This is a genomic window from Cytobacillus gottheilii (genome assembly GCF_001636345.1).
Classification (GTDB): domain Bacteria; phylum Bacillota; class Bacilli; order Bacillales; family Cytobacillaceae; genus Cytobacillus; species Cytobacillus gottheilii.
Genome location: NZ_KV440945.1, coordinates 3815701 through 3840569, shown reverse-complemented (window position 1 = coordinate 3840569; position 24869 = coordinate 3815701). Strand labels below are relative to the sequence as shown.

Here is a 24869-nt window from a genome sequence, read left to right as displayed (position 1 = left end):
GAGTGTTGAAACTCATGGTACATTTATATACAACTTCAAGCTGCACATCTTGCAGAAAAGCGAAAGCATGGTTAGAGGAGCATCAAATTGATTTTGTAGAAAAGAATATTGGAACGAACCCTTTAACAGTAGATGAAATTAAATCAATTTTAAGATTAACTGAAGCAGGGACAGAAGAAATTATCTCAACAAAATCAAAAACGTTTCAAGCTTTAGATGTGGATGTGGATGCACTCCCGCTGAAGGAATTGTATCAGTTAATTATGGATCATCCGCAAATGCTGCGCAGACCCATTTTGTTAGATGAAAAACGTTTGCAGGTAGGTTTTAATGAAGAAGAAATCCGCAGTTTTCTGCCGCGCAAATTCCGTTCATTTTCCTTTAGTGAATTGCAGAAAATGGCTAACTAATGAACTCGGACAGGATTCTTGACAACCCTATCTGTAACAATTAATATTACAGTACAGATAACAAACTTTGCATTTTTTGGAGGCAAAAAATGAATAGTGACTTTACTCTTGCCATACACAGTTTAACGTATCTTGCTCTTCAATTGGATCATATGTCAACGAGTGATGCTATTTCGGAAAGTGCATGTGTACATCCCGTACGAATTCGCAAGGTTTTAAGTTTATTAAAAAAACATGGGTTCATTGTATCAAAAGAAGGAATCGGCGGCGGTTTTATCTTTTCAAAAGATGCAAGTGAAGTCAACTTGTGGGATATATATCGCATCACTTCAGATGGAGCCTTACAGCCCAAATGTCCAGATTCGAATGAGGATTGCGTAGTAGGCGCAAACATGCAAAAAGTATTATTTTCGATTTTTATCGGTGCAGAACAGCATCTCGGACAATATTTAAAAAACTATACTATTAAAGACATTGTGGATCTTGTTAACCAGAAAAATCAATTATGCTGACAGGGGAAAGATCATTTTTTTCCTGCAGTTTAACTGTAATGAAAATATTTACAGTTTAAAATAAAAGAGTAGGTGAACATATATGACGAATTTGCAAATCGGCGATTGGATCAAAGGACAATCAGCAGATGGAGAATTAATTTTAGGATACATTGATTCCGTAAATGAACAAGAACAATTTGCAAAGGTAATCGTTGTAACCTCTGATAACAATGAAGCAGTTGGAAAGAGAATTCCGATTCTGCAGAAACAGCTAAAGAAAATCCCTAATGCCAAGGTGACTAACATAGAACAGCTTCGCTTTCTCATTGATCTTGCTCTTGAAACGGGAGACCGAGAGTGGTTTAACGAACTATCAAACAAGCTGAACTCCATGAAGAAGCTTGTGGATGATGTGAAATAAAAAGTTGAGTGAACAGGTTAGACTTTAAAGCCTATTAAAAGGGCTTGGGACATAAATATTTAACATCATACCTGAATGATTAGAAAAGGAGTTATTTCTAATCATTCGGGTTTTTTAGTGTTGCTTTTAAAATAAAATTTTCTAAATAAAAGTGCTACTTTGACATATCCTCTTCTTCTCCTCCATAAAAAATGAAGCATTGCTTTAACATACAATCACAAATCACATTCGCTTTCTGCGAGAACATTAGCCGGTACTCCCTTTAATTCTCACGCTAAAAAAGGTATATTGAAGATATAACAATGTGATATGTGGAGGTTAGTCTGTTGCCGCAAAAGCCTAAAAGAATTGCGAAATATAAAATCATTGAAGAATATATACTTGAAAAAATAAAAAGCGGAGAATATACAAAAGGTCAATTAATTGAAACAGAACAGGAATTGATTGAAAAGTTTAGTGTAAGCCGTGTGACTGTCAGGCAGGCTACCAATAATCTAGTGGCGAAAGGATATCTATCCAGAAGCCAGGGGAGCGGAACCTTCGTTTCGAGTCAAAAAATTGTTGGCAGAACGACCAATGTCAAAAGTTTTACAGATGAAATGAAAGAAATGGGGAAAGTGGCCAGTACAGAAGTGCTTGAATTTAAAATTATTTCGGCAAGTCCGGAAATTGCACTTAAATTACAAATGGAAAAGGGCAATCCCATTTATTTTATTAGAAGACTCCGGAAAGCGGACGATGACCCAATGATGCTGGAGACTAGCTATATGAGTGTAGAAGATTACCCAGATCTGTCTTATGGAAATATAACTGGATCTAAATATCAGTATATCGAAGAAGTAAAAAATCAAACCATCGATCATTCCCATCATGTAGTAGTGCCGATTATGCCCACTGAGGAAATTGTAAAATACTTTAACTATAACCCAGAGCAGCCTTTAATAAAGTTATTGAATACAACCTTTTTAACAACAGGAAAAATTCTGGATTATACAGAGGTCATTTTAAACTCAGAAAAGTATCAATATCAATCCATAAGAGCGAAATAATTTGTATTAACAAATTTTATGTAGTCTATATAAAATTTACAATTGAATTAGCAAAACAATAATGGCATTCATCAATTAGGTGAGTGCTTTTTTCATTTAATAAAAATAATATTCCATTTTATACATGAGTATCCGCAAAGAAGCAGACACTTACAGTCATAAAAGGCTTAGGAATATGGAGAATAGATTTTTTCTAACGTCTTTTTAATATATAGATATAGTAATCTGTATTATTTATTAATACGTATTATTAAAATGTATTGACATATTTAATAGATTTGATATTATGTTTATAGAAATTGATTTAACCGTTTTCAACATTCAAACATGAGTAAAAATTTTTAAGAATGGTGAAAGCGGTTCCTATTAACTGTTAATTTTACAAAGAGAAAGGGGTATAAACATGAAAGACGCACTGATGGGTTTTGGTCAAAAACTTGGAAAAGCGATTTTACTGCCGGTAGCGATCCTTCCAGTAGCGGGATTATTGCTTGGAATATCGTCCGCTTTATCTGGTCAAGCAGTTCTTGAAACATATCCAATTTTAGACAACACAATTTTGCAAGCGATTTTACAGATAATGAAAGCAGCTGGATCAGGGGTATTTAATGCTCTCCCATTAATATTCGCAGTAGGGATAGCGATTGGTTTAGCTAAAAAGGAAAAGGGTCCTGCAGCTTTAGCAGCTGTTGTTGGTTATTTCGTCTTAATTATTACGATCAATGCACTTTTAACTATTACAGGCGAATTAGCTCCACCAGATGCAGATCCACGGGCATATGGACAAGGAGCACAATTTGGAGTTCTGACACTTCAAATGGGTGTTTTTGGAGGTATTTTAACAGGTATTGTAACCGGTTTAATCCACAATCGTTTTTATAATATAAAACTGCCTGAAATGCTTGCCTTCTTTGGAGGCTCAAGATTTGTTCCAATTATTAATACATTCGTATTCTTAATTGTTGGTGCTTTAATGTATATCATTTGGCCATTTATCGGTAATGGGATTGCCGCATTTGGAGAATTTGCAACAGGACTTGGTACACTCGGAGCATTTTTATATGGTTTAATGCTTCGTACTCTTTATCTGTTTGGTCTTCATCATGTTTTCTATCTTCCATTCTGGACGACTGCTGCCGGTGGAACATTAGAAGTTGGCGGACAAATGTATGAAGGATTCCAAACGATTTTCTTAGCGCAATTATCTGATCCTGAAACAACTAAATTCTTTGGAAACTTAGCACTATTTAATAGTGGCCGTTATTTGCACATGATGTTCGGTATGATCGGTATCGTTCTTGCGATGTATCATGCAATTCCTAAAGGACCAAAGAGAAAAGCAACAGCTGGTTTCTTATTATCAGTAGGTTTAACTGCATTTGTAACAGGTGTTACTGAGCCAATTTCTTTCGCTCTATTATTCGCTTCACCACTTCTTTTCGCAGCAGAAGCAATCCTTTTCGCTCTAAGTTTTGTGGTAGCGAGCATTGCCAATATTACAATCGGTTCAACTTTCTCAGCAGGACTTGTTGAATTCCTTCTATTCGGAGTATTCCAAGGAAACGATAAAACGAATTTCCTTTGGGCTCTCCTGTTAGCCATTCCGGTTATAGCTGTTTACTATTTTGTCTTTAAGTTCTTGATTATCAAGCTTAATGCAAAAACACCTGGCCGTGATGATGACGAGGTGACAGAAGAAGAACAAAGTCATGTAGCAGCAGTAGTAACAGAAGATGATAAAGCTAAATTAATCATTGAAGGTCTTGGCGGTTTTGATAATATTACAGAAATTGATAACTGTGCAACAAGACTGAGAGTAACTGTAGTGAAGCCAGATAAAATTGATGCGAAGACATTAAAGCAGACTGGCGCCATGAACACAGTTGTAAGAGGCAAGGCGATTCAAGTGATCTACGGACCAAAAGTGAATATCATCCGCGGAGAACTAGACGACTATATCGAACAGAACAATATTAAGCATTTGTAATGAGTGGAGTGCTCTATCGATTTTTTGATAGAGCCTTTGCCATTATCCTGAAAGGAGTTTTACGATGAAAAAGAATGTAATCTATATACACACACATGATAGCGGAAAAGTTCTTAGTCCATATGGTTATGATGTTCCGACACCTGCATTGCAACAGTTTGCGGAAGAAGCAACCATTTTTAGACAGGCATATTGTGTAGGACCAACTTGTTCACCGAGCCGGGCAGGACTTCTGACAGGAATGTACCCGCATAGCAACGGAATGTATGGATTGTCTCAGCGAGGATTCCAGCTTCATGATTATAATCAGCATTTAGTGAATTTTTTAAAGAAGCAAGATTATCATACTGTACTATGTGGTATTCAGCATGAGGCCGGCAGCTATACAGATCATAAAAATGGGGCAAACATGATTGGATATGATCAGGATATTACGTCTGATAATTCTGGTCTAACTGAACAGGAGCTTGTGAAGTGGGATTATAAAAACGCGAATCAAGTTCGTGAATGGCTGCAGCAGACAGATAAGGATAAGCCTTTCTTTTTATCTTATGGAATGTTTGCGACACATCGCAAGTTTCCGGAAGAAGCACACGAGGATCACCAAGCGTTTGATCCAAAGTATGTAATGCCTCCATACCCAATGTCAGATGATAAGAGAATTCGTGAAGACTACACTGGATACCTTAACTCTGCTACTTGGGCAAACGAATCATTCAAAATCGTGATTGATGCGTTAAAAGAAGAAGGTTTATATGACAATTCCATTATTATTTTTACGACGGACCATGGTTTAGCTTTCCCATTCGGCAAATGTACACTATATGATACCGGAATCGGTGTTTCATTGATCATGCGTGTTCCAGGAAGCAATATGATTGGTGAGGAAGTGGAAGGTCTTGTATCGCAGGTAGATATTTTCCCTACATTATGCGAATTGCTGGAGATTGAAAAGCCATCTTATCTGCAGGGTGTTTCTTTTGCAGAGATGTTTAAAGTAATGGATCATGAGGTGAGAGACGAGATTTTTGCAGAGATCAATTATCACACGTCTTATGAGCCTGCGCGAAGCATTCGTACGAAAAGGTATAAATATATCAAATATTATGATGAAAACTACTTAAAAATTAACCGCACAAATATTGATAATTCACCAACAAAAACATTATTTCATGAAAATGGCTTAGAAGAAGCTGTAAAGCCTCATGAAGGTTTGTATGATTTAATGTACGATCCGGGCGAAAGAAATAACTTAGCTGGTGTTGAGCGCTACAATACGATCCTTGATGAAATGCGTCAAAAACTGCATGATCATCAAGTGAAAACAAATGATCCGATTCTGTCAGGTCACTTCAAAATAGAAGAAGGCTGGAAGGTTAATCGTGCAGAAACGTATAACCCTAGCTCAAAAGATCCTAATGACTACTTAAAGGCTGGTGAGTAACATGTTTGGACTTTTTAATAAAAAGAAAAAAGATGGTTTTGTTAGCCCTGCTGCCGGGACTATTAAATCGATTGACCAGGTAAACGATGAAACATTTTCACAAAAAATCATGGGTGATGGCTTTGCGATTGCTCCGAGCGCTACGCAAGTATTCTCCCCTGTAGATGCTGTCGTGGATTTTGTTTTCAAAACAAATCATGCGGTCGGCTTGAAGACAGAGGACGGTAAAGAGATCCTCATTCATGTTGGCGTAGATACTGTAAACTTAGAGGGTAAAGGATTTACTTCTCACATCCAAGATGGACAAAAGGTGAAAAAAGGTGACCTTTTATTAACGGTTGATTTTGATTCAATTAGTGATCTTGTTCCTTCAACAGATATTATTCTGATTTTCACAAGCGGGGAAGCCTGCAAAGTGAACAATCCCAATGAAAAAGTAGAAGCACAGCAGGAAAATATTGTTGAACTAACAAAATAAAAGTGCTGGGTAACTCTCGCTTATTCTTCTGAGTAAGCGGGATTTTTCCATTATGTATCTAAATAAAGGAGGTAATGGTGAAATGCAATCTTATAATGAGAAACAGCAGAAAATGATCCAGCAATTAAAAAATGGTCTTATTGTTTCATGTCAGGCAAAAAAGGACGACCCGATGTATATGCCAGGCATCATTACAGGGATGGCCAAGTCTGCGATATGGGGAGGAGCAGCAGGCCTGCGTCTTAACACTCCTGAACAAATCAGCGAGGTACGCCAAATCACAGACCTTCCTATTATCGGTCTGTGGAAGCAGCATTCAGAGAATAGTTCTGTTTTTATAACGCCAACCATGGAAGCAGTTGACGAGGTTATAGGGGCAGGTGCCGATATTGTGGCAATTGATGCAACTGACCGGATCAATGCAGATGGTGAAAAAGCATATCTCCTAATTGAAAAAATCAAACAAAAATATCCTGAAACCACCATTTTAGCAGATATCCGCAATGAAGAAGAAGCTGTCATCGCCCTGGAGCAAGGTGCTCATATGGTGGCTCCAACTCTGTATCGATTTAATGATAATCCGAAGTCAATTGATAGTCCTGACTTTGAAATGCTGGCTAAAATAGTACGTGCATGTGAGGGCAAAGGACTTGTATTAATGGAAGGAAAAATCAATACACCTGAAGAGGCAATCGAAAGTTTATACTTAGGTGCCTATGCGGTCGTGGTTGGAAGTGCCATTACTCGGCCACACCTGACTACATTAAGGTTTACAAATAAAATTAATAAGTATGAAAATAAAATGCCACTTTATTATTGAGTGCTGAAATTTTGCAATACTCCTGCCCGAATGGGAAAATGATTAAAGTGAGATTTTCTATAGGGAGTGATCCAATGGTCAACCAGAAAAGCTGCTGTTCTGCATCCAGATCGTCTATTTCTGTGAATAATACTGTTTCAGAAAGCGAACAAAATCTTGAGAGCCAAGTGAAACAGAAGGATAGAGAAAATATGGTTTACCTTGAAGGCGGCACCTTTTTAATGGGAACGGAGGATGCTGACGCCAATCCGTTGGACCAGGAAGGACCGATTCGGGAAGTAAAGGTTGCCCCTTTTTATATTGATCCATATACCGTAACAAATCGCGAGTTTCAAGAATTTATTAACGATACAAACTATCAGACAGATGCCGACAAATTTGGCTGGTCTTTTGTTTTTCATCTGCTAATATCTGAAGAAACAGCTGCAAAAGTCACACAGGCACCAGTACAAACCCCATGGTGGCGTGTTGTACATGGAGCCAATTGGCAGCATCCAGAAGGTCCTGATTCTTCAATTGAAGAACGAATGGATCACCCTGTTGTGCATGTTTCCTGGAATGACGCACAGGCTTATTGCAAGTGGGCTGGAAAAAGACTGCTGACAGAAGAAGAGTGGGAATATGCTGCAAGAGGCGGACTGGTTCAGAAGAGGTATCCATGGGGAGATACCTTACAGCCAAACGGAGAGCATTACTGCAATATATGGCAAGGTCAATTTCCGGTAAAAAATACGGAAGAAGATGGCTATTTAGGAACAGCACCTGTACATGCTTTTCCTGCAAATGGATATGGTTTGCACAATATGTCAGGAAACGTCTGGGAATGGTGTGCCAATTGGTTTGATCGTTCTAAAAAGGATGAACATATTCCCAATACACTCATGCCTGAGTCACCTAGAACAATGCGAGGCGGTTCCTATTTATGTCACGATTCATACTGTAATCGCTACCGAGTGGCGGCCAGGAGTTCAAATACACCTGACAGTTCATCAGGCAATGTAGGATTCCGCTGTGCAGCTGATGTTTAAGAGAAAAAAGGAGGCATCTACAAGCGTAGATGCCTTTGCTATTTAACGTACAGCCTGCAAAAAGTGAATTATAACTCTTTATACTCCTTGGCTATTAATCGATAAGACTCGTATTTATCACTTGGGTCATACGTAATTGTCACAATCATAAGCTCGTCAGCATGATATTGCTTCTGCAATTGGTCAAGTCTCTGCTTAACTTCAGCAGGATTCCCGAAAATGATCTTCTCCTTCATAGCTTCGAGCTTCGCTTTTTCTTCCAAAGACAGCGGGGTATTTTTCGCATTCTCTATGCTTGGTACTCCCTGGTTTCCCTCTTTCTTTTCTCTCTGAATAGACCAGATTAAAGAGCTTAAAGCAATCTCCTCTGCCTTTTCTGTAGTCTCAGCGCAAAAAACAGTTGCCGCTATAATGACATAAGGTTTTTCTTTGTGTGGAGTTTTGCTGTAAACTTCCCGATACTGCTCCACAATTGCAGGGCCATCTTTGTCACTCATAAAATGACCGAATACATAGGATATTCCTTTTTCGCCGGCAAGGATGGCGCTTTTTTTACTGGTGCCCAGCAGCCATGGATGTGGTGGCTGCTTAGGTATTGGCGCTGCCTTTACTTTTGCATATGGATGATCTTCCGGAAAATCATTGTCCAGAAAATGCAAGAGGTCATTAATTGAGTCAGGAAAGGACCATACGCCTTTTAAGAAATGATCAGATAGTGCCTGGCTTGCTTCAGCAGATCCGCCTGGTGCACGGCCAAGCCCGATATCAATGCGGTCTGGAAACAATGTGGCAAGCATATTAAAAGCCTCTGCAACCTTATAAGGCTTATAGTAAGGTAAAAGAACAGCACCGGACCCAATTCGAATGGTATTCGTTTGTGCTCCAATATAGCTCAGCATGATTTCCGGTGCGGGGCAGGCAAGGCCGCTTAAATCATGATGCTCTGCAATCCAGTAGCGGGAATATCCGTACTTTTCACCGTGTTGGGCAAGCTTCAAGGAAGCTTCCAGTGCTTCTTTTGCCGTTTGATTCGCTGAAATAGGGGATTGATCCAAAATGCTTAGCTTCATTGTGTCTCTCGTTCCTTTTCCGAAAAGGTCACCGTATACTCTCCGACATTTCCTTTTTCATAAAGGTTTGTAAGCGAGGTAAAGTAGTGTACGATTTCTCCCGTGAAAGCCAGTTGTAGGGAAGGGACGGAAACTTGAAAGCTTTTTTCATATAATAATACAGCGATGTCATGATATTCTTCACTGTTTACATTGAAGACAACAGTGATTTTATGAAGACTTCCTGCTAAGTTGTGATTCAAGCTTTTAACTTTAATAGATGTGCCGTTCAAAAGAATTTCATTATTCATAACAAAAGCCTCCTAGCTCTTTCTTAGAAAAACTGCTTAGTTTAATTTTATCCAATTAGAATAAAACTAGTGAACAATGCGCTTAAAATAAAGATCGATAAATGCTTGGGTGCAGTGCAATTTTGGGGTGTTAGAATGAGTCATGAAAGATTGGAGAAAGGTGTCGTGGAAATGGTGGAAACGAACGCGGGGAGCCCAGAAACTGGAAAAAGGTGTCGCGTAAATGGTGGAAACGAGCGCGGGAGTCCAGAAACTGGAAAAAGGTGTCTTGAAAACAGCAGAAACACCCCCGAATAGTCCAGTAATTGGAAAACAGTGTCGTGAAAACGGCAGAAACGAACCCAAAAAGTCCAGTAACTGGAAAAAGGTGTCGTGAAAACAGCAGAAACACCCCCGAAAAGTCCAGTAACTGGAAAACAGTGTCGCGCAAACGGCAGAAACACCCCCTGAAAGTCCAGTAATTGGAAAATACTGTCGCGCAAACGACAGAAACAAATCCTTGAATCCTAATAACTGGTAAACAGTGCCGCTCAGACTTTCTTATGCTGAGCTATGATGGGAACTTCACAGCATAAAAAGTATTTCAAAATAACAAAACATCTCCAATCACTCGGTGAAAGGAGATGTTTTTTATTATCAAGAAATGATCAAGCAATTATTTTTTAAATTCGGTAACCGAGTTGCTTAGAAATATTCCTTGATGTTTCCTGAACTTTGTTTTGGAGCTCATCGTCTATTCGTTGCATCGTAATTCGGCTGCTTGGTCCTGAAATACTAAAGCTGGCAATAATTTTACCAGTATAATCATATATCGGAGCAGCAATGCAGCGTATGCCTTCTTCGTTTTCGATATTATCTAGTGCATAGCCCTGTGCTCTAATGGTTTCTACTTCACGTTTTAATTCATCGCGTGAGCGGATCGTATTCTCTGTACGGGTGATAAAATCAGTCTTTGCTGCAATTTCCTCGAATTGCTCTTGATCTTTACCTGAAAGCAAGACCTTTCCCACGCCTGTACAATACATAGGGGCTCTGCTCCCAATTCTTGAATACATGCGGATCGTTTGATTGCTCTCGATTTTGTCAATATAGACAACTTCACCTTTATCCTCCATGCATAAGTGAATCGTTTCATTGACGTCAGAAGAAAGTTTTTTAAGAAATGGCTTTGAAATAGGGATCAATTCAATATTATTCAATACATTTCTTGAAATATAAATGATCTGGAAGCCAATTTTATACTTATCTGTTTCAGTATCTTTACTTACATAATTCATGTCTATCAGTGTGGACAGAAGTCGGTGAACAGTACTTTTTGATAGTCCGACCTGTTCAGCTAGACGTGTAATTTGAATTCCGTTTGGATATTCGGATAGTACATTCAGCAAGGTAAGTGCACGTTCCAATGATTGTACATTCGCCATAATTTCCCTCCATCGTTAACGAACGAAGACTGATCAATGATCATATCTAGATAACTTTTATTATTTATTATTCACGGCAGGTTGACACATTTATCATAGTAAAATCAAATTGGTTTGTAAACTGTGGAAAAATATTATGTATCCCCTTTCATTTTTTTGACTTAAAAGAAAATTTCTTATTGAAATTCATCAGATATCATTTATAATAAAAATTATAGAACATGATTCTATAATGTGGAACAAATAGGAATTGTTAGTTAAAAGGCAAACGAAGGACGCGGAGAAATGATATCGCTTTCCAAACGATTTAATATTTCAGAGGGGGAATTTTTAAAATGAAAATTCATTATGCACACCATCCGGATGATGTCAAAAACTATACAACTGAAAAACTACGTAATGAATTTCTTATGGAAACTGTATTCAAAGAGAATGAAGTTGAGTTAGCATACAGCCATGTGGATCGCATTATCTATGGAGGAGCAATGCCTGTCGGGAAAGAGCTGACGTTGGATGCTGGTAAAGAACTGGCTGCAGAATATTTCCTTGAGCGACGTGAAATGGGCGTTATCAATATTGGCGGAGACGGAGTAATCGTTCTCGACGGAGAAGAGTATCAGATCAATAACAGAGAAGGAATTTACATTGGCAGAGGAACAAAAGAGGTTGTATTTAAATCAAATGATGCAAATCAGCCTGCTAAGTTCTATATCAATTCATGTCCTGCTCATAAAACATATCCAACCGTAAAAGTAGATTTAGAGAAAGCAATCGCACGCCCGCTTGGAGAAGATACAGCGATGAATAAAAGAACGATTCATCAGTTTATTCACCCGGATGTGCTGGATTCTTGCCAGTTGAGCATGGGGATGACGGTTCTTGAAGAAGGAAGCGGCTGGAATACAATGCCTGCTCATACGCATGAACGAAGAATGGAAGTCTATTTCTATTTTAATATGGAAGAAGACACACGTGTATTTCACTTAATGGGACAGCCACATGAAACAAGACATATTGTCATGAGCAATGAGCAAGCTGTACTGTCACCGAGCTGGTCCATTCACTCTGGAATCGGGACGCGCAATTATACCTTTATCTGGGGAATGTGCGGAGAAAACCAGGATTTCGATGATATGGATCATGTAGCAATGAAGGATTTGCGTTAATAGCGCAAATCCTTCGAATCTACTTTTAACGCTTGAAGGAGGCTGCCATGACAAAGCCCAGAATTATCATTACAGATTGCGACCATGAAAATATTGATATAGAAACAAATGTTTTTCGAAATGAATCATTCACTTTTGAACACTTGGACTGTAAAACAGAAGATGATGTCATTGCTAATTGTCAGGGAGCTTCTGTTTTTCTCAATCAATACGCTCCTATTACAGAAAAAGTTATGGCGAATTTGCCTGATTTGAAGCTGGTTGTCCGCTATGGTGTTGGAGTGAATAATGTGGATCTGGAAGCAGCAGATAAATATGGAGTTCAAGTGTGCAATGTTCCTGATTACGGCACTAATGAGGTTGCGGATCATGCATTGGCGCTGATGCTTGCTCTTACCCGAAAAATACCGCACATGAATCAGCTGGTAAGGAGCGGCGATTGGGATTACCAAAAGAGCATTCCGATCTACCGCCATAGTGAACAAACTGTCGGCATTATCGGGTTAGGCAGAATTGGCACTTCTTTTGCACAAAAAGTGCAGGCTCTTGGCTGCCGCATTATTGTATGCGATTCCAAATATAAAAACAATCAATCTAGAAAACTGCCAGATGGAATGGAGCTTGTCGAATTAGATGAATTGCTTGAGCAATCTGATGTTGTTTCCATCCACTGCCCGCTTGAATCTGCATATAACTTATTAGATGTAGACCAGCTTAAACGGATGAAAAATACTGCTTATCTGGTGAATGTGTCGCGCGGAGGAATCGTGAATGAAAGTGCCCTTGATACAGCACTTGAAGAAGGGTGGATAGCTGGGGCTGCTGTTGATGTAGCGGAAAAAGAACCGCTGTCTGCAGACTCGCCATTATTCAAACACGATCATTTCTTATGTACACCGCATATGGCTTGGTACTCTGAACAGGCCGCATTGGAATTAAAACGAAAAGTAGCAGAGGAAGCTGTGCGTTTCTTGAAAGGCGAACCTGTGCACTACCCAATAAATGAGATTCATAACCTTATAAAAGAGTAGGAGTGGAGTAAATGAAAAAGACTTTTAAAACTTTTGCTATAGTTGTAACCGTTTTCTTTGTAACGATGTTAGCTGCTTGCGGCGGATCTAGTTCTTCTGGTGATACATCAGATGGAGGATCAGGCGGCAGCGGATCAGCTCAAGAAATTAAAGTAGCTTTCAACCAGCCTGAAAACCATCCGCAGTATAAAGCAATGGAAGAGTTCGGTGAAAAATTTAAAGAATTAACGGATGGTGCATTTGAAATCAAAATGTATCCAAACGAACTTTTAGGTGCACAGCGTGAAACAATGGAGCTTGTTCAATCTGGGACAATCGGCATGTCCATTGTTGCAGGAAGCTTAATGGAAAACTTCAATGAAGAATTTGTTGTATTCAACTTGCCATACGTGTTTGATTCTAAGGATCACCAAATGTCCGTTTTAAATAACCAGGATATTGTAGGCGATTTATATACGTCAGTTGAAGATCAGGGCATGACAGTATTAGCTGGTTTCCATGGCGGTGTTCGTAACGTTTATAACAGTGAAAAGCCAATCAATACACCAGAAGATTTAGCTGGTCTGAAGATCCGTATTATCGAAAGTGATACAAACATTAAGATGATGGAAAACATGGGCGGAACAGGTACACCAATGGGTCAAGGGGAAGTTTACACAGCGATTCAATCAGGCGTTATTGATGGCGGAGAGAATAACGAGTTAATTTACTCTAATTTAAAACATGTTGAAATCGCGCCATACTACTCTTATACACAGCATTTAATGATTCCTGACTATTTGATCATTAACACTGATTTATTAAACGGCATGTCTGAAGAGCATCAAAACATCTTTAAAGAAGAATTGGCAAAAGCAGTAGATCGTGAAGTTGAGCTTTGGGATGCAGATGTAGAAGCTGCGAAAAAAGCTGCTGAAGAAGCAGGTGCTGAATTTAACGAATTAGATATTAAAGTTTTCCAAGATGCGGTTCAGCCGGTCATCGATGAAAAGTTAAGCTCAGACAGCGCAAAAGCTTTATATGAAAAAGTTAGAGAAGTAGCTGAATAAGAGCTGGAGTGATTTTATGAAACTCATAAAAACAATTTTAGACAAAATCCTTGGAAGTGTCTGCATTATTCTTTTCGCTTTCCTTGTATTGCTAGTAACTTGGCAAGTTATCACTCGGTTCGTCTTTGACGATCCGAGTGTCATTTCAGAAGAATTAGCGAAATATTGCTTCGTTTGGCTTGTTTTGTTTGGAGCTGCCTATGTATTTGGTGAAAGAGGACATATGGCTATTGAATTTGTAAAAGATAAATTTCCAACCGGAATCAAAATGGGTGTTGAGCTGTTTATCGAGTTAGTAGTAATCCTTTTCGCAGCCCTGATCCTTGTACAAGGCGGATATGCAGCAACAAGTTTAGCTTGGACACAATTATCCGGTGCGCTGCAAATTCCAGTAGGTTATTTATATGCGGCAATTCCGCTTAGCGGAGTATTTATTATTTTTTACTGTATCTATAATATGTATCTCATTATTAAACATAAGAAACCACTAGAGCAATAGTTAGGCTGAAAGGAAGTAGATAATATGGATATTGCTGTTCAAGCGGCACTGATACTATTTGCTGGCGTGGCATTCTTATTAATAATAGGTGCACCAATTAGTATTAGTGTTGGAGTTGCATCTGCCTTGGCGATGTTCTCTATCATAGACTTTAACAATGGTCTTTTGACCTCAGCACAGCGAATGTTTACCGGAATGAACTCGTTTACGCTGCTTGCGATTCCGTTTTTTATTCTTGCCGGTGTTATTATGAACAACGGCGGGATTGCAACCAGACTGGTCAACTGTGCTAAAGTACTGAGCGGCCGTTTGCCGGGTTCTTTAGCACATACCAATATCGTTGCTAATATGATGTTCGGATCCATCAGCGGTTCAGCGGTTGCTTCTGCAGCTGCAGTTGGAGGAACGATGGGCCCGTTGCAGAAAAAAGAGGGATATAATCAGGAATTTAGTGCGGCGGTAAACATTGCATCCGCTCCAACAGGAATGCTGATTCCGCCAAGTAATACATTGATTGTATACTCCCTTGTAAGCGGTGGAACATCGATTGCAGCTCTCTTCATGGCAGGATATGTACCGGGACTTCTATGGGGTCTGGCTTGTATGGTTGTTGCGTTTATTTTGGCTAAAAAGTATGGATATAAAGGCGATGACAAAGTTAGCTTTGCGGTCGCATTAAAAGTATTTTTAGATGCCATTCCAAGTCTTTTGTTAATTGTGATTGTTATTGGAGGGATTATTGGAGGCGTGTTTACGGCAACAGAAGGTTCTGCCATTGCCGTGGTTTATTCGCTGCTGCTCTCCTTCATTTACAGAACCATTAAAATCAAAGATTTGCCTGGTATTCTATTAGATTCAGCAAAAACAACTTCTATTGTTATTTTCTTAATCGGTGTTTCTTCTATTATGTCATGGGTTATGGCATTTACGAATATCCCGGGCATTATTGCTGATACATTGCTAAGCATTTCAGATAACATGTTTGTTATTTTGCTCATCATGAACCTGGTACTTCTAATTGTTGGAACGTTCATGGATCCAACACCAGCGGTTTTAATCTTTACGCCTATTTTCTTGCCAATTGCGACAAGTTTTGGGATCGATCCGGTTCACTTTGGAATTATGATCGTATTCAACTTATCAATTGGTACCATTACACCGCCTGTTGGACCTGTGTTATTCGTGGGCACAAAGGTAGCTGGTCTGAGAATTGAGAATGTAGTGAGACCGCTGATGCCATTTTTCCTAGTGACCATCTTGGTGCTGTTTCTGATCACATACATTCCACAATTGTCTTTATTTGTACCAGAGTTATTTAACTTAACAGGAAATTAATAAAAAGTGGACAGGTACATGTAGCGTGGAAACGGGACTGTACCTGTTTTTATAATGAGAGTTTGAGAAGCAACTAGAATAATGTTAAATATGTTTTTTTATGTAATGGAGGGATTGATCATGAAAGCCATTTTTTATGAGGGTGCGGAACATGTTGCCTTCAAAGAAGCAGAGATGCCTAAACTGCCAGAAGGATGGGCACTCATTAAAACTTCCCATGTTGGGATATGCGGAACAGATCTAAATATCTATGCAGGAACACATCCCCGCGCTGCGGCGCCTTTAATCATGGGGCATGAATTTTCCGGTACGGTGCTTGAAGGACATCCAACACTAAAAGAAGGAACAAAAGTAACAGTAAACCCATTATTAAGCTGCGGCACATGCGGACCTTGTGTATCAGGACAGTCCCATGTTTGTGAGTCTCTAAAGCTGATTGGCATTGATTGTGATGGCGGGATGGCAGAATATGTTGCTGCACCGGCCGACAGCATTATTGCTTTGCCGGAGGAGATGAATTTAGAGGCAGGAGCATTGGCAGAGCCGGTTGCGGTTGCGGTTCATGCGGTCCGTCAGGGCGGTTATGTGCCGGGAGATCGGGTTGTTGTTTTTGGTGCGGGCACGATTGGCTTATGTGTAGCACTCGTTTTGAGAAGCTTGGGTGCAACAGATATCATTGTGGCTGAAACGAACGAACATCGTCTTGCCATGGCGAAAGAGCTTGGTTTTGTTGCGGTAAATCCACTGAGTGAGGATGTTCACAGTGTGGTTTTAGAGCATACGAACGGCTTAGGTGCCGATTTTGTTTTTGATTGTGCAGGCCATCCATCGGTATTAACTCAGCTGACCGAGCTTGTAAAGGTCAGAGGAAATATAATCATTGTGGCGGCATATAAAAAGCCAGCTCCAGTCAACCTTCTTCAAGGAATGTTTAAGGAGCTCTCCATTCAATTTGTGCGTGTTTACACACCAAGAGACTTTGAGATTGCGATTGACCTATTAAACTCACAAAGCAGCTTTGAAAAAATGATTACACATGTGCTTCCTCCTGAAGAAGCCGAAAAAGGCTTTGAGCTGCTGACAACGGGAACAAATGCGGTGAAGGTTATGTATTCTTTTTAAGAAAAATATTTGCCCTTTAGAAAGGAATAAAAACATGAATAACTTATTTGATCTAACAGGAAAAGTCGCGGTAGTAACGGGCGGTAATCGTGGTCTTGGAAAGGAAATGGCTTTAGGTCTTGCCAGTGCTGGAGCTGATGTTGCAGTGGTAGCGAGAAATGTCACAGAAGAAGTACTGGAAGAAATCCGCAATCAAGGAGTAAAAGCGATCGGCATCAATTATGATATTCGGAATGTGGATGGCTACGGTTCACTAGTGGATCAAGTGATAGATCAAATGGGCAAAATTGATATTTTAGTCAATAATGCAGGAGTGCAAAAACGTCATCCCGCTGCCGAATTTCCGAAAGAGGATTGGGATTTTGTGATGGATATTAATGCAAATGCCGTATTTTATCTTTGTCAGACAGTAGGAAAACATATGCTTGAAAGAGGAAAAGGGAAGATCATCAACATTGCTTCGCTCCTATCCTTTCAAGGCGGTTTAACCGTTCCAGCCTATGCAGCAAGCAAAGGAGCGGTCATGCAATTCACGAAATCATTAGCGAATGAATGGGCAGGCAAAGGAGTAAACGTAAATTGCATCGCACCAGGCTATATGGCGACAGAAATGAATACAGCGTTAATTGAAGATCCAACAAGAAGCAGGCAAATCCTTGAGAGAATCCCCGCACAAAGATGGGGCAATGGCCGGGATATGCAAGGTGCTGCAATCTTTTTAGCATCTGATGCCTCTGACTATATTCACGGCTATACACTGGCGATTGATGGCGGCTGGTTAGGGCGTTAAGAAAGAATAGGTTAAAGGGAAGAAAGACCTTTAAAACTTGTTCAAACAATAAATTGTAAACCTTATATAAAATAGAATGATGAAATAAAAAATTTATCTGTATAAAACGAACGGAGGATACACATGACATTTCAATTGGATTATTTTTCACTAAAAGGGAAAACGGCATTAGTTACAGGAGCAAGAACGGGAATTGGCCAAGCAATTTCAATTGGTTTGGCAGCTGCCGGTGCACATGTCCTTCTCTTGGGCCATCGTGATAACTTACAGGAAACACAAACGAAGATTGAGGAAATTGGCGGAACGTACGATACCATCTTAATTGATCTAAGCAAGGTCGACACAATTCGTGAAAAACTTAAACCAATCATTGAAAAACACGAGATTGATATTTTAGTCAACAACGCAGGTGTCATTTACCGTGAACCAGCCGTAGATTTTAATGAGCAAGAATGGATGCGTGTCATTGATGTTAACGTGAACTCCATTTTCGTATTGTCTCAGGAAATTGGGCGAGGAATGGTGGAAAGAGGATCAGGCAAAATCATTAATATTGCATCCCTTTTATCCTTCCAGGGTGGTATTTTCGTACCAGCTTATACGGCAAGCAAGCATGCAGTTGTAGGATTGACAAAGGCTTTAGCCAACGAGTGGGCTGGCAAAGGCGTTCAGGTAAATGCAATTGCTCCTGGATATATTGAAACGAACAACACCGAAGCCATTAGAAACGATGAGCAGCGCAATAAATCAATTTTAGAAAGAATTCCGGCAGGACGCTGGGGAGAAGCAGATGATCTGGCTGGTGCTGCAGTCTTTTTATCCTCCAAGGCTTCTGAATATGTCAATGGCCATGTACTAGTCGTGGATGGCGGCTGGCTGGGACGATAAACATAGGCTAGAAATAACATAAAAAACGGTAAGAGCGTTAAAAGCTCTTGCCGTTTTTTTGTATGATCTTCATGAAAAAGTGTAAAGTTACCTTGACGTAAAGTTTCTTTTACTTTATTGTAAAAATATGAGAGGTGATGAAGTGAAAAATCGATTGCCTGAGTTACGGAAAACGTTTGGTTATTCGCAAGAGCGTCTTGCAGCCAAGCTTGGAGTGTCGCGGCAGACCATCATTTCAATTGAAAAAGGAAAATACTTTCCTTCGCTGCCGCTGGCTTTTGAACTAGCAGCAACATTTGAGACAACAATTGAACATGTATTTATTTATGAAGGAAAAAAGGAGGAAGAATGATGGGATCAAGAAAAACTTTCTTAGTCATGGGGATACTATTTACGCTAATGGGGGGATTTGTAGGATACGCAGGAATTATGGCAGACTCAGCTCCAATATCCATGACCTATATTGTTCTTGCCATGGCTTACATGTCCTTTTGTCTCAGCTACTTATTTCCGCAATTTAAAGAAAATGATGAGCGGGTGAAATTAATCAAGCAGAAGGGGATGTTTGCTTCATTTATAGCGTTTATGCTGTATCTGATTCTGTTTCAAATAGGAATTCAGCTAGGCTGGGTTAACCTCAGCGCATTACAGCTTCTGCATATTTTGAGCACATTAATGATTTGTACAGTCTTTTCTTCATTTGTCATATATTCTAAGAAAATATGAAAACATTGTTTGATCCCATTATTTCCTAGGGAATAATGTCGATTCGGAAATACCAAATCTTTAGGCTGTACCTATATGTTCGACACCTGTTTATAGAGACTCTTAGTTGAGGAAATCCTGCAGAGTTAATTGCTTTAAAAGCATCCAACATAAAAATCAGCAATAGCCTCCTTTTTTTAATAAATATAGGCAACTGTCTCAAACATAAACGAATGTCCAGCATATTTTATCTTATAAATTGGCTGTGCAAATGCATTTGAATTATTTCGTTTCTCTTCCGCATTTTAAATACTGAAAAAGCATGAAAGCTAAGAATAATGTCAGCCATGTGGAAGTAAGGTGCGATTATGATTGGGGCTAAGCCAATTAATTATTATAGGGGGGAGCCTATTAATATGTATGGAAGAAGACCTTATGGATTTGGTTATGGAGGATTTGGCAGAAGACCGTTCGGTTATGGTTTTGGCGGACCGTTTTTAGGCGGTTTTGTTGGAGGTTTGGCAGCAGGAGCACTTCTTACACCTGGATTCGGATATGGCGGTTATCCTGGATATCGACCGTTTTATCCGCCATATTACTATTATTGATAAATGTGGCTGGCTTTTTGCCAGCCATTGCTGTTTTTGCGAGGAATATTATTCAAGTCATCTCTGAATATTTTATTGGAAAAAGAGGTTTACTCTATATAAAATTAGGGAAAAAAGAAGTGTGGATGATCCTTGTGGTTATAAGGAGAAACCAAACTCTGCTGTTTTTCTAAGGGAGCAGCAGCGGTTGATATTGTTTTTTAGTTATGATAAGTTCATATATAAGAAAGGAGGACAGCACAACAATTGGAAATGGAATTATTTTTCCTATATTCGTAATAGTGTACTGAAGAAGGGGATCTGTACTATACAGATAAAGAATGCAGTGCACAACGAGATTATGAGGATATGAAAATTAATTCTTTACGGCGAAATTTATTCTTGCACATAACTCTAGTTTTATTCGCTTCGTTTCACTTCGCAATTTACTTCTTTTATATTAAAAAACCAAATGTTCTTTCCCTTCGTACTAAAACGATCTGAAAGGAAGAATCAATGAATTCTCAAAAGAAAAAATTAAATATAGTTTTTTATGCATCGGCGGTCATTATTGCAAGTTTAGTATTGGCAGGTGCTTTCATGCCAGCGGCTTTTGCAGAAGTTGCCAACACAGCGCTGCAATTCACAACGCATAATTTTGGCTGGCTTTATTTAGGAGCGATATTCATTTTTGCGATCTTTTTAATTTACTTAATTTTTAGTAAATATGGATCGATTCGATTGGGAGGCAAAAATGAAAGACCGAAATATCCGCTATTTACATGGATCGGTATGCTTTTTTCAGCAGGTTTTGGTGTCGCTCTTGTTTTTTACGGAATCGGTGAACCTATGTCGCATTTCTTTGCACCGCCATTTTCAGATGTAGAGGCGCAATCTACAGAGGCAGGAAGAATCGCGATGGGTTACTCTTTTTTTCACTATGGAATTAGCCAATGGACCGTTTTTGGTATAGTGGGTCTTGCAATGGCATACTTCCAATTTAAAAAGGGCACAGATGGAATGGTCTCTACGACTCTTTCTCCAATCATCGGAAAAGGAAAACATGAAAAGCCAACAAAGAGACTCGTTGATATTTTGGCGATCGTAGCAACAGTACTAGGTGTAGCGACTTCAATTGGGTTAGGCGTCATGCAAATTAATGGAGGAGTTACGTCCACATTTGGAATTGCAGAATCCCCATGGACGCTGATCATCATTATGGCCATTTTAACTGGCTTATATCTGTTGTCAGCTACAACAGGCTTGGATAAAGGAATTCGCTGGCTAAGTAACTTCAACCTAGGTGCTGCTTTAGTGTTTATGTTGTTTGTATTTGTTACGGGTCCAACCGTGTTCATTCTGGATACATTAATTGTTGGTCTTGGCGATTATATTACAAACTTCATTTCCTATAGTCTGAGATTAAGTCCTTATAGCGGCGGTGAATGGGTCTATGATTGGACTGTGTTTTACTGGGCATGGGCGATTGCTTGGGCGCCGTTTGTTGGAGCTTTTGTAGCACGTGTTTCCAGAGGCCGTACGATTCGTGAATTTATCCTAGGTGTCATGGTCGCACCTCCTGCCATTGCTTTACTGTGGATTGCCGTTTTCGGAGGAACAGCACTTCATATGGATTTATTTGAAGGTGGAACAATTGCGGCTGCTGTTAACAACGACATTACAAGTGCTTTATTTGCTACTTTAGCAGGCTTGCCTTTTACAGAAATTGTTTCCGTATTTGTCCTTCTGTTAATCTTCACTTTCCTAATTACTTCTGCTGACTCGGCGGTATTTATTTTGAGCAGTATGTCGACTGGGGGCTCACTCAATCCTCCAATTAGAATAAGAATTATTTGGGGAGTATTAATGAGTGGAATTTCTTTAATCCTTCTCCTTGCAAGCGGATTGACTGGATTGCAGACAGCTTCAATTATTGCTGCATTGCCATTTGTCATTATTCTCTTGCTGATGAATTTCTCGATCTTTAAAGTCATTAGAGCTGACTATAAAAAAGAAGCAGTTGCCAAAAACCCGGCTGCAGTGAAAAAAGAAACAAGAGAGAAAACACAGAAAACAAGCAAGTTAAAAGAAGATAGTGCAAGTGTCTCATAATAAAATAGAAAAGATTCAAGGCGTTTATGCCTTGAATCTTTTTTTATTCAGGTTTCTATTATACTTCTTTATTTTTCTCCAATTTTGCAGAGATTAAAAGATAAATAGCAATGCCGCCAAAGGTAATCAGTGTGCCTGTAATCAGTCTTGCCTCATCTTGCAGCGATGTTTGTTCAAGCAGGTAGTCAGGCAATGTGATAAGTGCCAGAACAATCACCATAACCCAGGTTTTAGCCCAAAGGGAGGTCCCAATTAGAAACACTAGCAGAATAGTCCCGGTAATGATACTTCCAAGAGTGCCAAAATCGATGACAGGAGTGGCGATCGCTTCGTTTAAAAAGATTAAGCCGAGAAAAAGTCCAATTGGAACAATGGATATCCCCATAAAGATCAATCCTTTTTTTATAGGAGAGCGTTCCAATGTAGAGATTGCCTTAAATCCAATCAATACAAAAGCGACAAAAATAACGGCAATCACGATATGTCCGACAATTTCTAAAACAGAATATGAGAGTGTTCCTTTCAGCAAATCTGGAATGATGTTAAAGGAAAATGAACCTAAAACAATCAGACATATATATTTGAACCACGTCCTCATATCAATAGACATTTCATTTGAAATCATCTGCATATACTCTTTTGGGGACTTTCCAACAATTTTCTCGATTGGTTTCCCCTTTTTTTCTGCTTCATATAGATGAACTTCTAATTCTTCAATCATTTCCTCAATCTCTTTTGGATTTTTACCGCTGGAAAATAAATAAACCCGCAGATTTTCTAAGAAATTCTGGCTTTTTTTCGATAATGTGAATTCATTATTCAACATTTTCAGCTCCTTTTGTTTTATTGTCCAGTGTCTGATTCATGATGAAGCACCCTATTGACACTGCTCTCCAGCTGATGCCAGCGCTCCATAAACTTCTGTAATTCCAGTTCTCCTTTTGGTGTAAGTGAGTAGTATTTTCTTCGTGGACCAGCAGTCGATTTCTTTAATGTAGAAGTAACCAACTCTTCCTTTTGCATCCTAATAAGCAAAGGATAAATGGTTCCTTCACTGAAGGAATGAAATCCATATTCTTCAAGCTTTTCGGCCAGTTCGTAGCCATAGACTTCTTTATTATGAATAATGGCCAGGATACAGCCATCAATAATTCCTTTAAGCATCTGAGTAGATGACAAAGAATTTCACTCCTTTTTTCACTAACTTGTAATACAAGGGTTATGGGTTTTATATACCTTGCAATGCATGATATTAATTAGTATAACTTTGATTATCTTGTAATGCAAGGTAAAAAGAATAATAATGTTATAGCGATTTAAGAATAGGGAATGCAATCAGCATAACAAGAATTTAAATAACATATATCAAGAGTGGCAGAATGAATGTCTGATTTTGTCACCTTTTGTATAAATATGATGGTTGAAATATTCGAAAAACAAGCTAAATTAAAAAAATATGCTATAATTTATTTTGTAAATTTATATGAATAGGAGTAATCGCTATGGTGTTAAAAGATGTGTTTATTGGCCTTTCCCAAAATCAATTCTTAAATAATACGGCGAAAAAATACGGGTTAAAATTGGGTGCTCAAAGTGTTGTTGCAGGCACTAACTTAACCGAAGCGATTAAGAGTATTAAAGAGCTTAATGCGAAGGGAATTTCTTGTACTGTAGATAATCTTGGCGAATTTGTATTCGAAAAAAGTGAAGCTACAGAAGCAAAAAATCAAATCCTTGAAGTCATTGAAGCGATTCATGAACATCAAGCAGATGCGCATATCTCTTTAAAGCCGTCCCAGCTGGGCCTTGATATTGATTACTCTTTTTGCTTAGAGAACCTGAGAGAAATTGCAGCTCGGGCCTATCAATATGGCATCTTCATTAATATCGATATGGAAGACTATAATAGACTGCAGCCTTCATTCGATATGCTCGATGAACTCTCAAAAGATTACGATAATCTTGGCACAGTGATTCAAGCGTATTTTTTCAGAGCAGATGATGACATTGAAAAGTATAAAAATTACCGATTGCGCATCGTTAAGGGAGCTTATAAAGAACCCGAAGATGTTGCTTTCCAGACAAAAGAAGAAATAGATAAACATTATATTCAACTGATTGAATGGCATCTGCTTAATGGCAAATTTACATCAATCGCGACACATGATCATCGAGTGATTAATCATGTAAAGCAATTTGTTAAAGAACACCAGATTTCAAATGACAAGTTTGAATTCCAAATGCTATATGGTTTTAGAAAAGAGATGCAGCTAGAGCTTGCCAGCGAGGGTTACAATTTCTGCACATATGTCCCTTTTGGACATGATTGGTATGGCTATTTTATGCGCAGATTAGCTGAACGCCCGCAAAACTTAAATCTTGTGGCAAAGCAGGTCTTTACAAAGAAAACGAATACAATTATTGGAGTGGCTGCAGGAGCGTTCTTGCTTGGCAGACTCACGAAAAGAAGAAATAAATAAATGTATTGCCTGTTCGTATGATTACGAGCAGGCTTTTTTGTATATTCGAAGAGAAAAAGGAACTAGAAATCTAGGAGATTGCAAGCAAAGTGGAAGATTTTCTGACAAAAAATAAAATTTATTGTTTTAATTATTCAGATTCTTTAGTAGAATGGATATTAAAATATTAAAGGGGCGGTATCATATGAGT

27 protein-coding genes are annotated in these 24869 nt (G+C 39.0%); 22 read left to right on the top strand and 5 right to left on the bottom strand.

All coding sequences use genetic code 11. From position 1 onward, the window contains the following. Positions 1 to 14: 14 nt before the first annotated feature. The 9 genes from spxA (at position 15) to A6754_RS18655 (ending at position 8131) form a co-directional block, all read left to right on the top strand. A complete protein-coding gene (spxA, locus tag A6754_RS18695; RefSeq protein ID WP_066449385.1) occupies positions 15 to 410 on the top strand; it encodes a transcriptional regulator SpxA in 396 nt (131 codons plus the stop codon). 89 nt (positions 411 to 499) lie between these two features. Next, positions 500 to 922, top strand: a complete 423-nt coding sequence (locus tag A6754_RS18690; RefSeq protein ID WP_066449384.1) for an RrF2 family transcriptional regulator — start codon at positions 500 to 502, stop codon at positions 920 to 922. Between the two features lie 82 nt (positions 923 to 1004). Further along, positions 1005 to 1325 (top strand): IDEAL domain-containing protein, encoded by a 321-nt coding sequence (locus A6754_RS18685; RefSeq protein WP_066449383.1) that lies wholly within the window; start codon positions 1005 to 1007, stop codon positions 1323 to 1325. A 326-nt stretch (positions 1326 to 1651) separates the two neighbouring features. Beyond that, positions 1652 to 2374 carry a GntR family transcriptional regulator gene (locus A6754_RS18680; RefSeq protein ID WP_180320247.1) on the top strand — a complete coding sequence of 241 codons (723 nt, stop codon included), beginning with the start codon at positions 1652 to 1654 and terminating at the stop codon, positions 2372 to 2374. A 403-nt stretch (positions 2375 to 2777) separates the two neighbouring features. Next, a complete protein-coding gene (locus tag A6754_RS18675) occupies positions 2778 to 4361 on the top strand; it encodes a PTS transporter subunit EIIC (RefSeq protein ID WP_066449381.1) in 1584 nt (527 codons plus the stop codon). A gap of 64 nt (positions 4362 to 4425) precedes the next feature. Then, a complete protein-coding gene (locus A6754_RS18670; RefSeq protein ID WP_066449378.1) occupies positions 4426 to 5805 on the top strand; it encodes a sulfatase family protein in 1380 nt (459 codons plus the stop codon). Between the two features lies 1 nt (position 5806). Beyond that, positions 5807 to 6283 (top strand): PTS sugar transporter subunit IIA, encoded by a 477-nt coding sequence (locus A6754_RS18665; RefSeq protein WP_066449376.1) that lies wholly within the window; start codon positions 5807 to 5809, stop codon positions 6281 to 6283. 82 nt (positions 6284 to 6365) lie between these two features. Further along, positions 6366 to 7103, top strand: coding sequence for an N-acetylmannosamine-6-phosphate 2-epimerase (locus A6754_RS18660; protein ID WP_066449366.1), 738 nt, complete (start codon positions 6366 to 6368; stop codon positions 7101 to 7103). 74 nt (positions 7104 to 7177) lie between these two features. Then, positions 7178 to 8131: a formylglycine-generating enzyme family protein gene (locus A6754_RS18655; protein ID WP_066449364.1), complete on the top strand. Its 954-nt coding sequence runs from the start codon at positions 7178 to 7180 to the stop codon at positions 8129 to 8131. Between the two features lie 68 nt (positions 8132 to 8199). Here A6754_RS18655 and A6754_RS18650 read toward each other — a convergent pair whose 3' ends face one another. The 3 genes from A6754_RS18650 to A6754_RS18640 form a co-directional block, all read right to left on the bottom strand. Beyond that, on the bottom strand, positions 8200 to 9201 hold the full coding sequence (locus A6754_RS18650; protein ID WP_066449362.1) for an LLM class flavin-dependent oxidoreductase: 1002 nt from the start codon (positions 9199 to 9201) through the stop codon (positions 8200 to 8202). After that, positions 9198 to 9491: a DUF3219 family protein gene (locus A6754_RS18645; protein ID WP_066449361.1), complete on the bottom strand. Its 294-nt coding sequence runs from the start codon at positions 9489 to 9491 to the stop codon at positions 9198 to 9200. Before A6754_RS18645 ends, A6754_RS18650 begins: the two co-directional genes overlap by 4 nt. A gap of 662 nt (positions 9492 to 10153) precedes the next feature. After that, a complete protein-coding gene (locus tag A6754_RS18640) occupies positions 10154 to 10915 on the bottom strand; it encodes an IclR family transcriptional regulator (protein WP_066449359.1) in 762 nt (253 codons plus the stop codon). Between the two features lie 335 nt (positions 10916 to 11250). Here A6754_RS18640 and kduI point away from each other — a divergent pair, with 335 nt between their 5' ends. The 12 genes from kduI (at position 11251) to A6754_RS18575 (ending at position 22199) form a co-directional block, all read left to right on the top strand. Then, on the top strand, positions 11251 to 12081 hold the full coding sequence (gene kduI / locus A6754_RS18635) for a 5-dehydro-4-deoxy-D-glucuronate isomerase (protein ID WP_066449357.1): 831 nt from the start codon (positions 11251 to 11253) through the stop codon (positions 12079 to 12081). A gap of 47 nt (positions 12082 to 12128) precedes the next feature. Continuing rightward, positions 12129 to 13112, top strand: a complete 984-nt coding sequence (locus tag A6754_RS18630; RefSeq protein ID WP_066449354.1) for a C-terminal binding protein — start codon at positions 12129 to 12131, stop codon at positions 13110 to 13112. A gap of 11 nt (positions 13113 to 13123) precedes the next feature. Beyond that, positions 13124 to 14161 carry a TRAP transporter substrate-binding protein gene (locus A6754_RS18625; protein WP_066449340.1) on the top strand — a complete coding sequence of 346 codons (1038 nt, stop codon included), beginning with the start codon at positions 13124 to 13126 and terminating at the stop codon, positions 14159 to 14161. A gap of 16 nt (positions 14162 to 14177) precedes the next feature. Then, a complete protein-coding gene (locus A6754_RS18620; protein WP_066449336.1) occupies positions 14178 to 14660 on the top strand; it encodes a TRAP transporter small permease in 483 nt (160 codons plus the stop codon). A gap of 30 nt (positions 14661 to 14690) precedes the next feature. Beyond that, entirely contained in the window at positions 14691 to 15995 is a 1305-nt protein-coding gene (locus tag A6754_RS18615; protein ID WP_371806981.1) for a TRAP transporter large permease, read from the top strand. A gap of 120 nt (positions 15996 to 16115) precedes the next feature. Further along, positions 16116 to 17117 (top strand): zinc-dependent alcohol dehydrogenase, encoded by a 1002-nt coding sequence (locus A6754_RS18610; protein ID WP_066449330.1) that lies wholly within the window; start codon positions 16116 to 16118, stop codon positions 17115 to 17117. A 34-nt stretch (positions 17118 to 17151) separates the two neighbouring features. Beyond that, positions 17152 to 17907 (top strand): 2-dehydro-3-deoxy-D-gluconate 5-dehydrogenase KduD, encoded by a 756-nt coding sequence (gene kduD / locus A6754_RS18605; RefSeq protein ID WP_066449327.1) that lies wholly within the window; start codon positions 17152 to 17154, stop codon positions 17905 to 17907. Positions 17908 to 18030: 123 nt separating this feature from the next. Next, on the top strand, positions 18031 to 18795 hold the full coding sequence (gene kduD / locus A6754_RS18600; RefSeq protein ID WP_066449304.1) for a 2-dehydro-3-deoxy-D-gluconate 5-dehydrogenase KduD: 765 nt from the start codon (positions 18031 to 18033) through the stop codon (positions 18793 to 18795). Positions 18796 to 18937: 142 nt separating this feature from the next. After that, positions 18938 to 19147 (top strand): helix-turn-helix transcriptional regulator, encoded by a 210-nt coding sequence (locus A6754_RS18595; protein ID WP_066449297.1) that lies wholly within the window; start codon positions 18938 to 18940, stop codon positions 19145 to 19147. After that, positions 19144 to 19521, top strand: a complete 378-nt coding sequence (locus A6754_RS18590; RefSeq protein WP_066449294.1) for a permease — start codon at positions 19144 to 19146, stop codon at positions 19519 to 19521. The genes A6754_RS18595 and A6754_RS18590 overlap by 4 nt, the downstream gene beginning before the upstream one ends. A 395-nt stretch (positions 19522 to 19916) precedes the next feature. Then, positions 19917 to 20108 (top strand): inner spore coat protein YmaG, encoded by a 192-nt coding sequence (gene ymaG / locus A6754_RS18585; RefSeq protein WP_156495821.1) that lies wholly within the window; start codon positions 19917 to 19919, stop codon positions 20106 to 20108. Positions 20109 to 20603: 495 nt separating this feature from the next. Beyond that, entirely contained in the window at positions 20604 to 22199 is a 1596-nt protein-coding gene (locus A6754_RS18575; protein WP_066449285.1) for a BCCT family transporter, read from the top strand. A gap of 58 nt (positions 22200 to 22257) precedes the next feature. Here A6754_RS18575 and A6754_RS18570 read toward each other — a convergent pair whose 3' ends face one another. Continuing rightward, the gene (locus tag A6754_RS18570) at positions 22258 to 23022 is read right to left on the bottom strand and encodes an HAAS domain-containing protein (protein WP_066451742.1); all 765 of its coding nucleotides are present in this window, start codon (positions 23020 to 23022) and stop codon (positions 22258 to 22260) included. Between the two features lie 20 nt (positions 23023 to 23042). After that, the gene (locus tag A6754_RS18565; RefSeq protein ID WP_066451740.1) at positions 23043 to 23363 is read right to left on the bottom strand and encodes a PadR family transcriptional regulator; all 321 of its coding nucleotides are present in this window, start codon (positions 23361 to 23363) and stop codon (positions 23043 to 23045) included. Between the two features lie 338 nt (positions 23364 to 23701). Here A6754_RS18565 and A6754_RS18560 point away from each other — a divergent pair, with 338 nt between their 5' ends. Continuing rightward, entirely contained in the window at positions 23702 to 24679 is a 978-nt protein-coding gene (locus A6754_RS18560; RefSeq protein WP_066449279.1) for a proline dehydrogenase family protein, read from the top strand. Positions 24680 to 24869 lie beyond the last annotated feature (190 nt).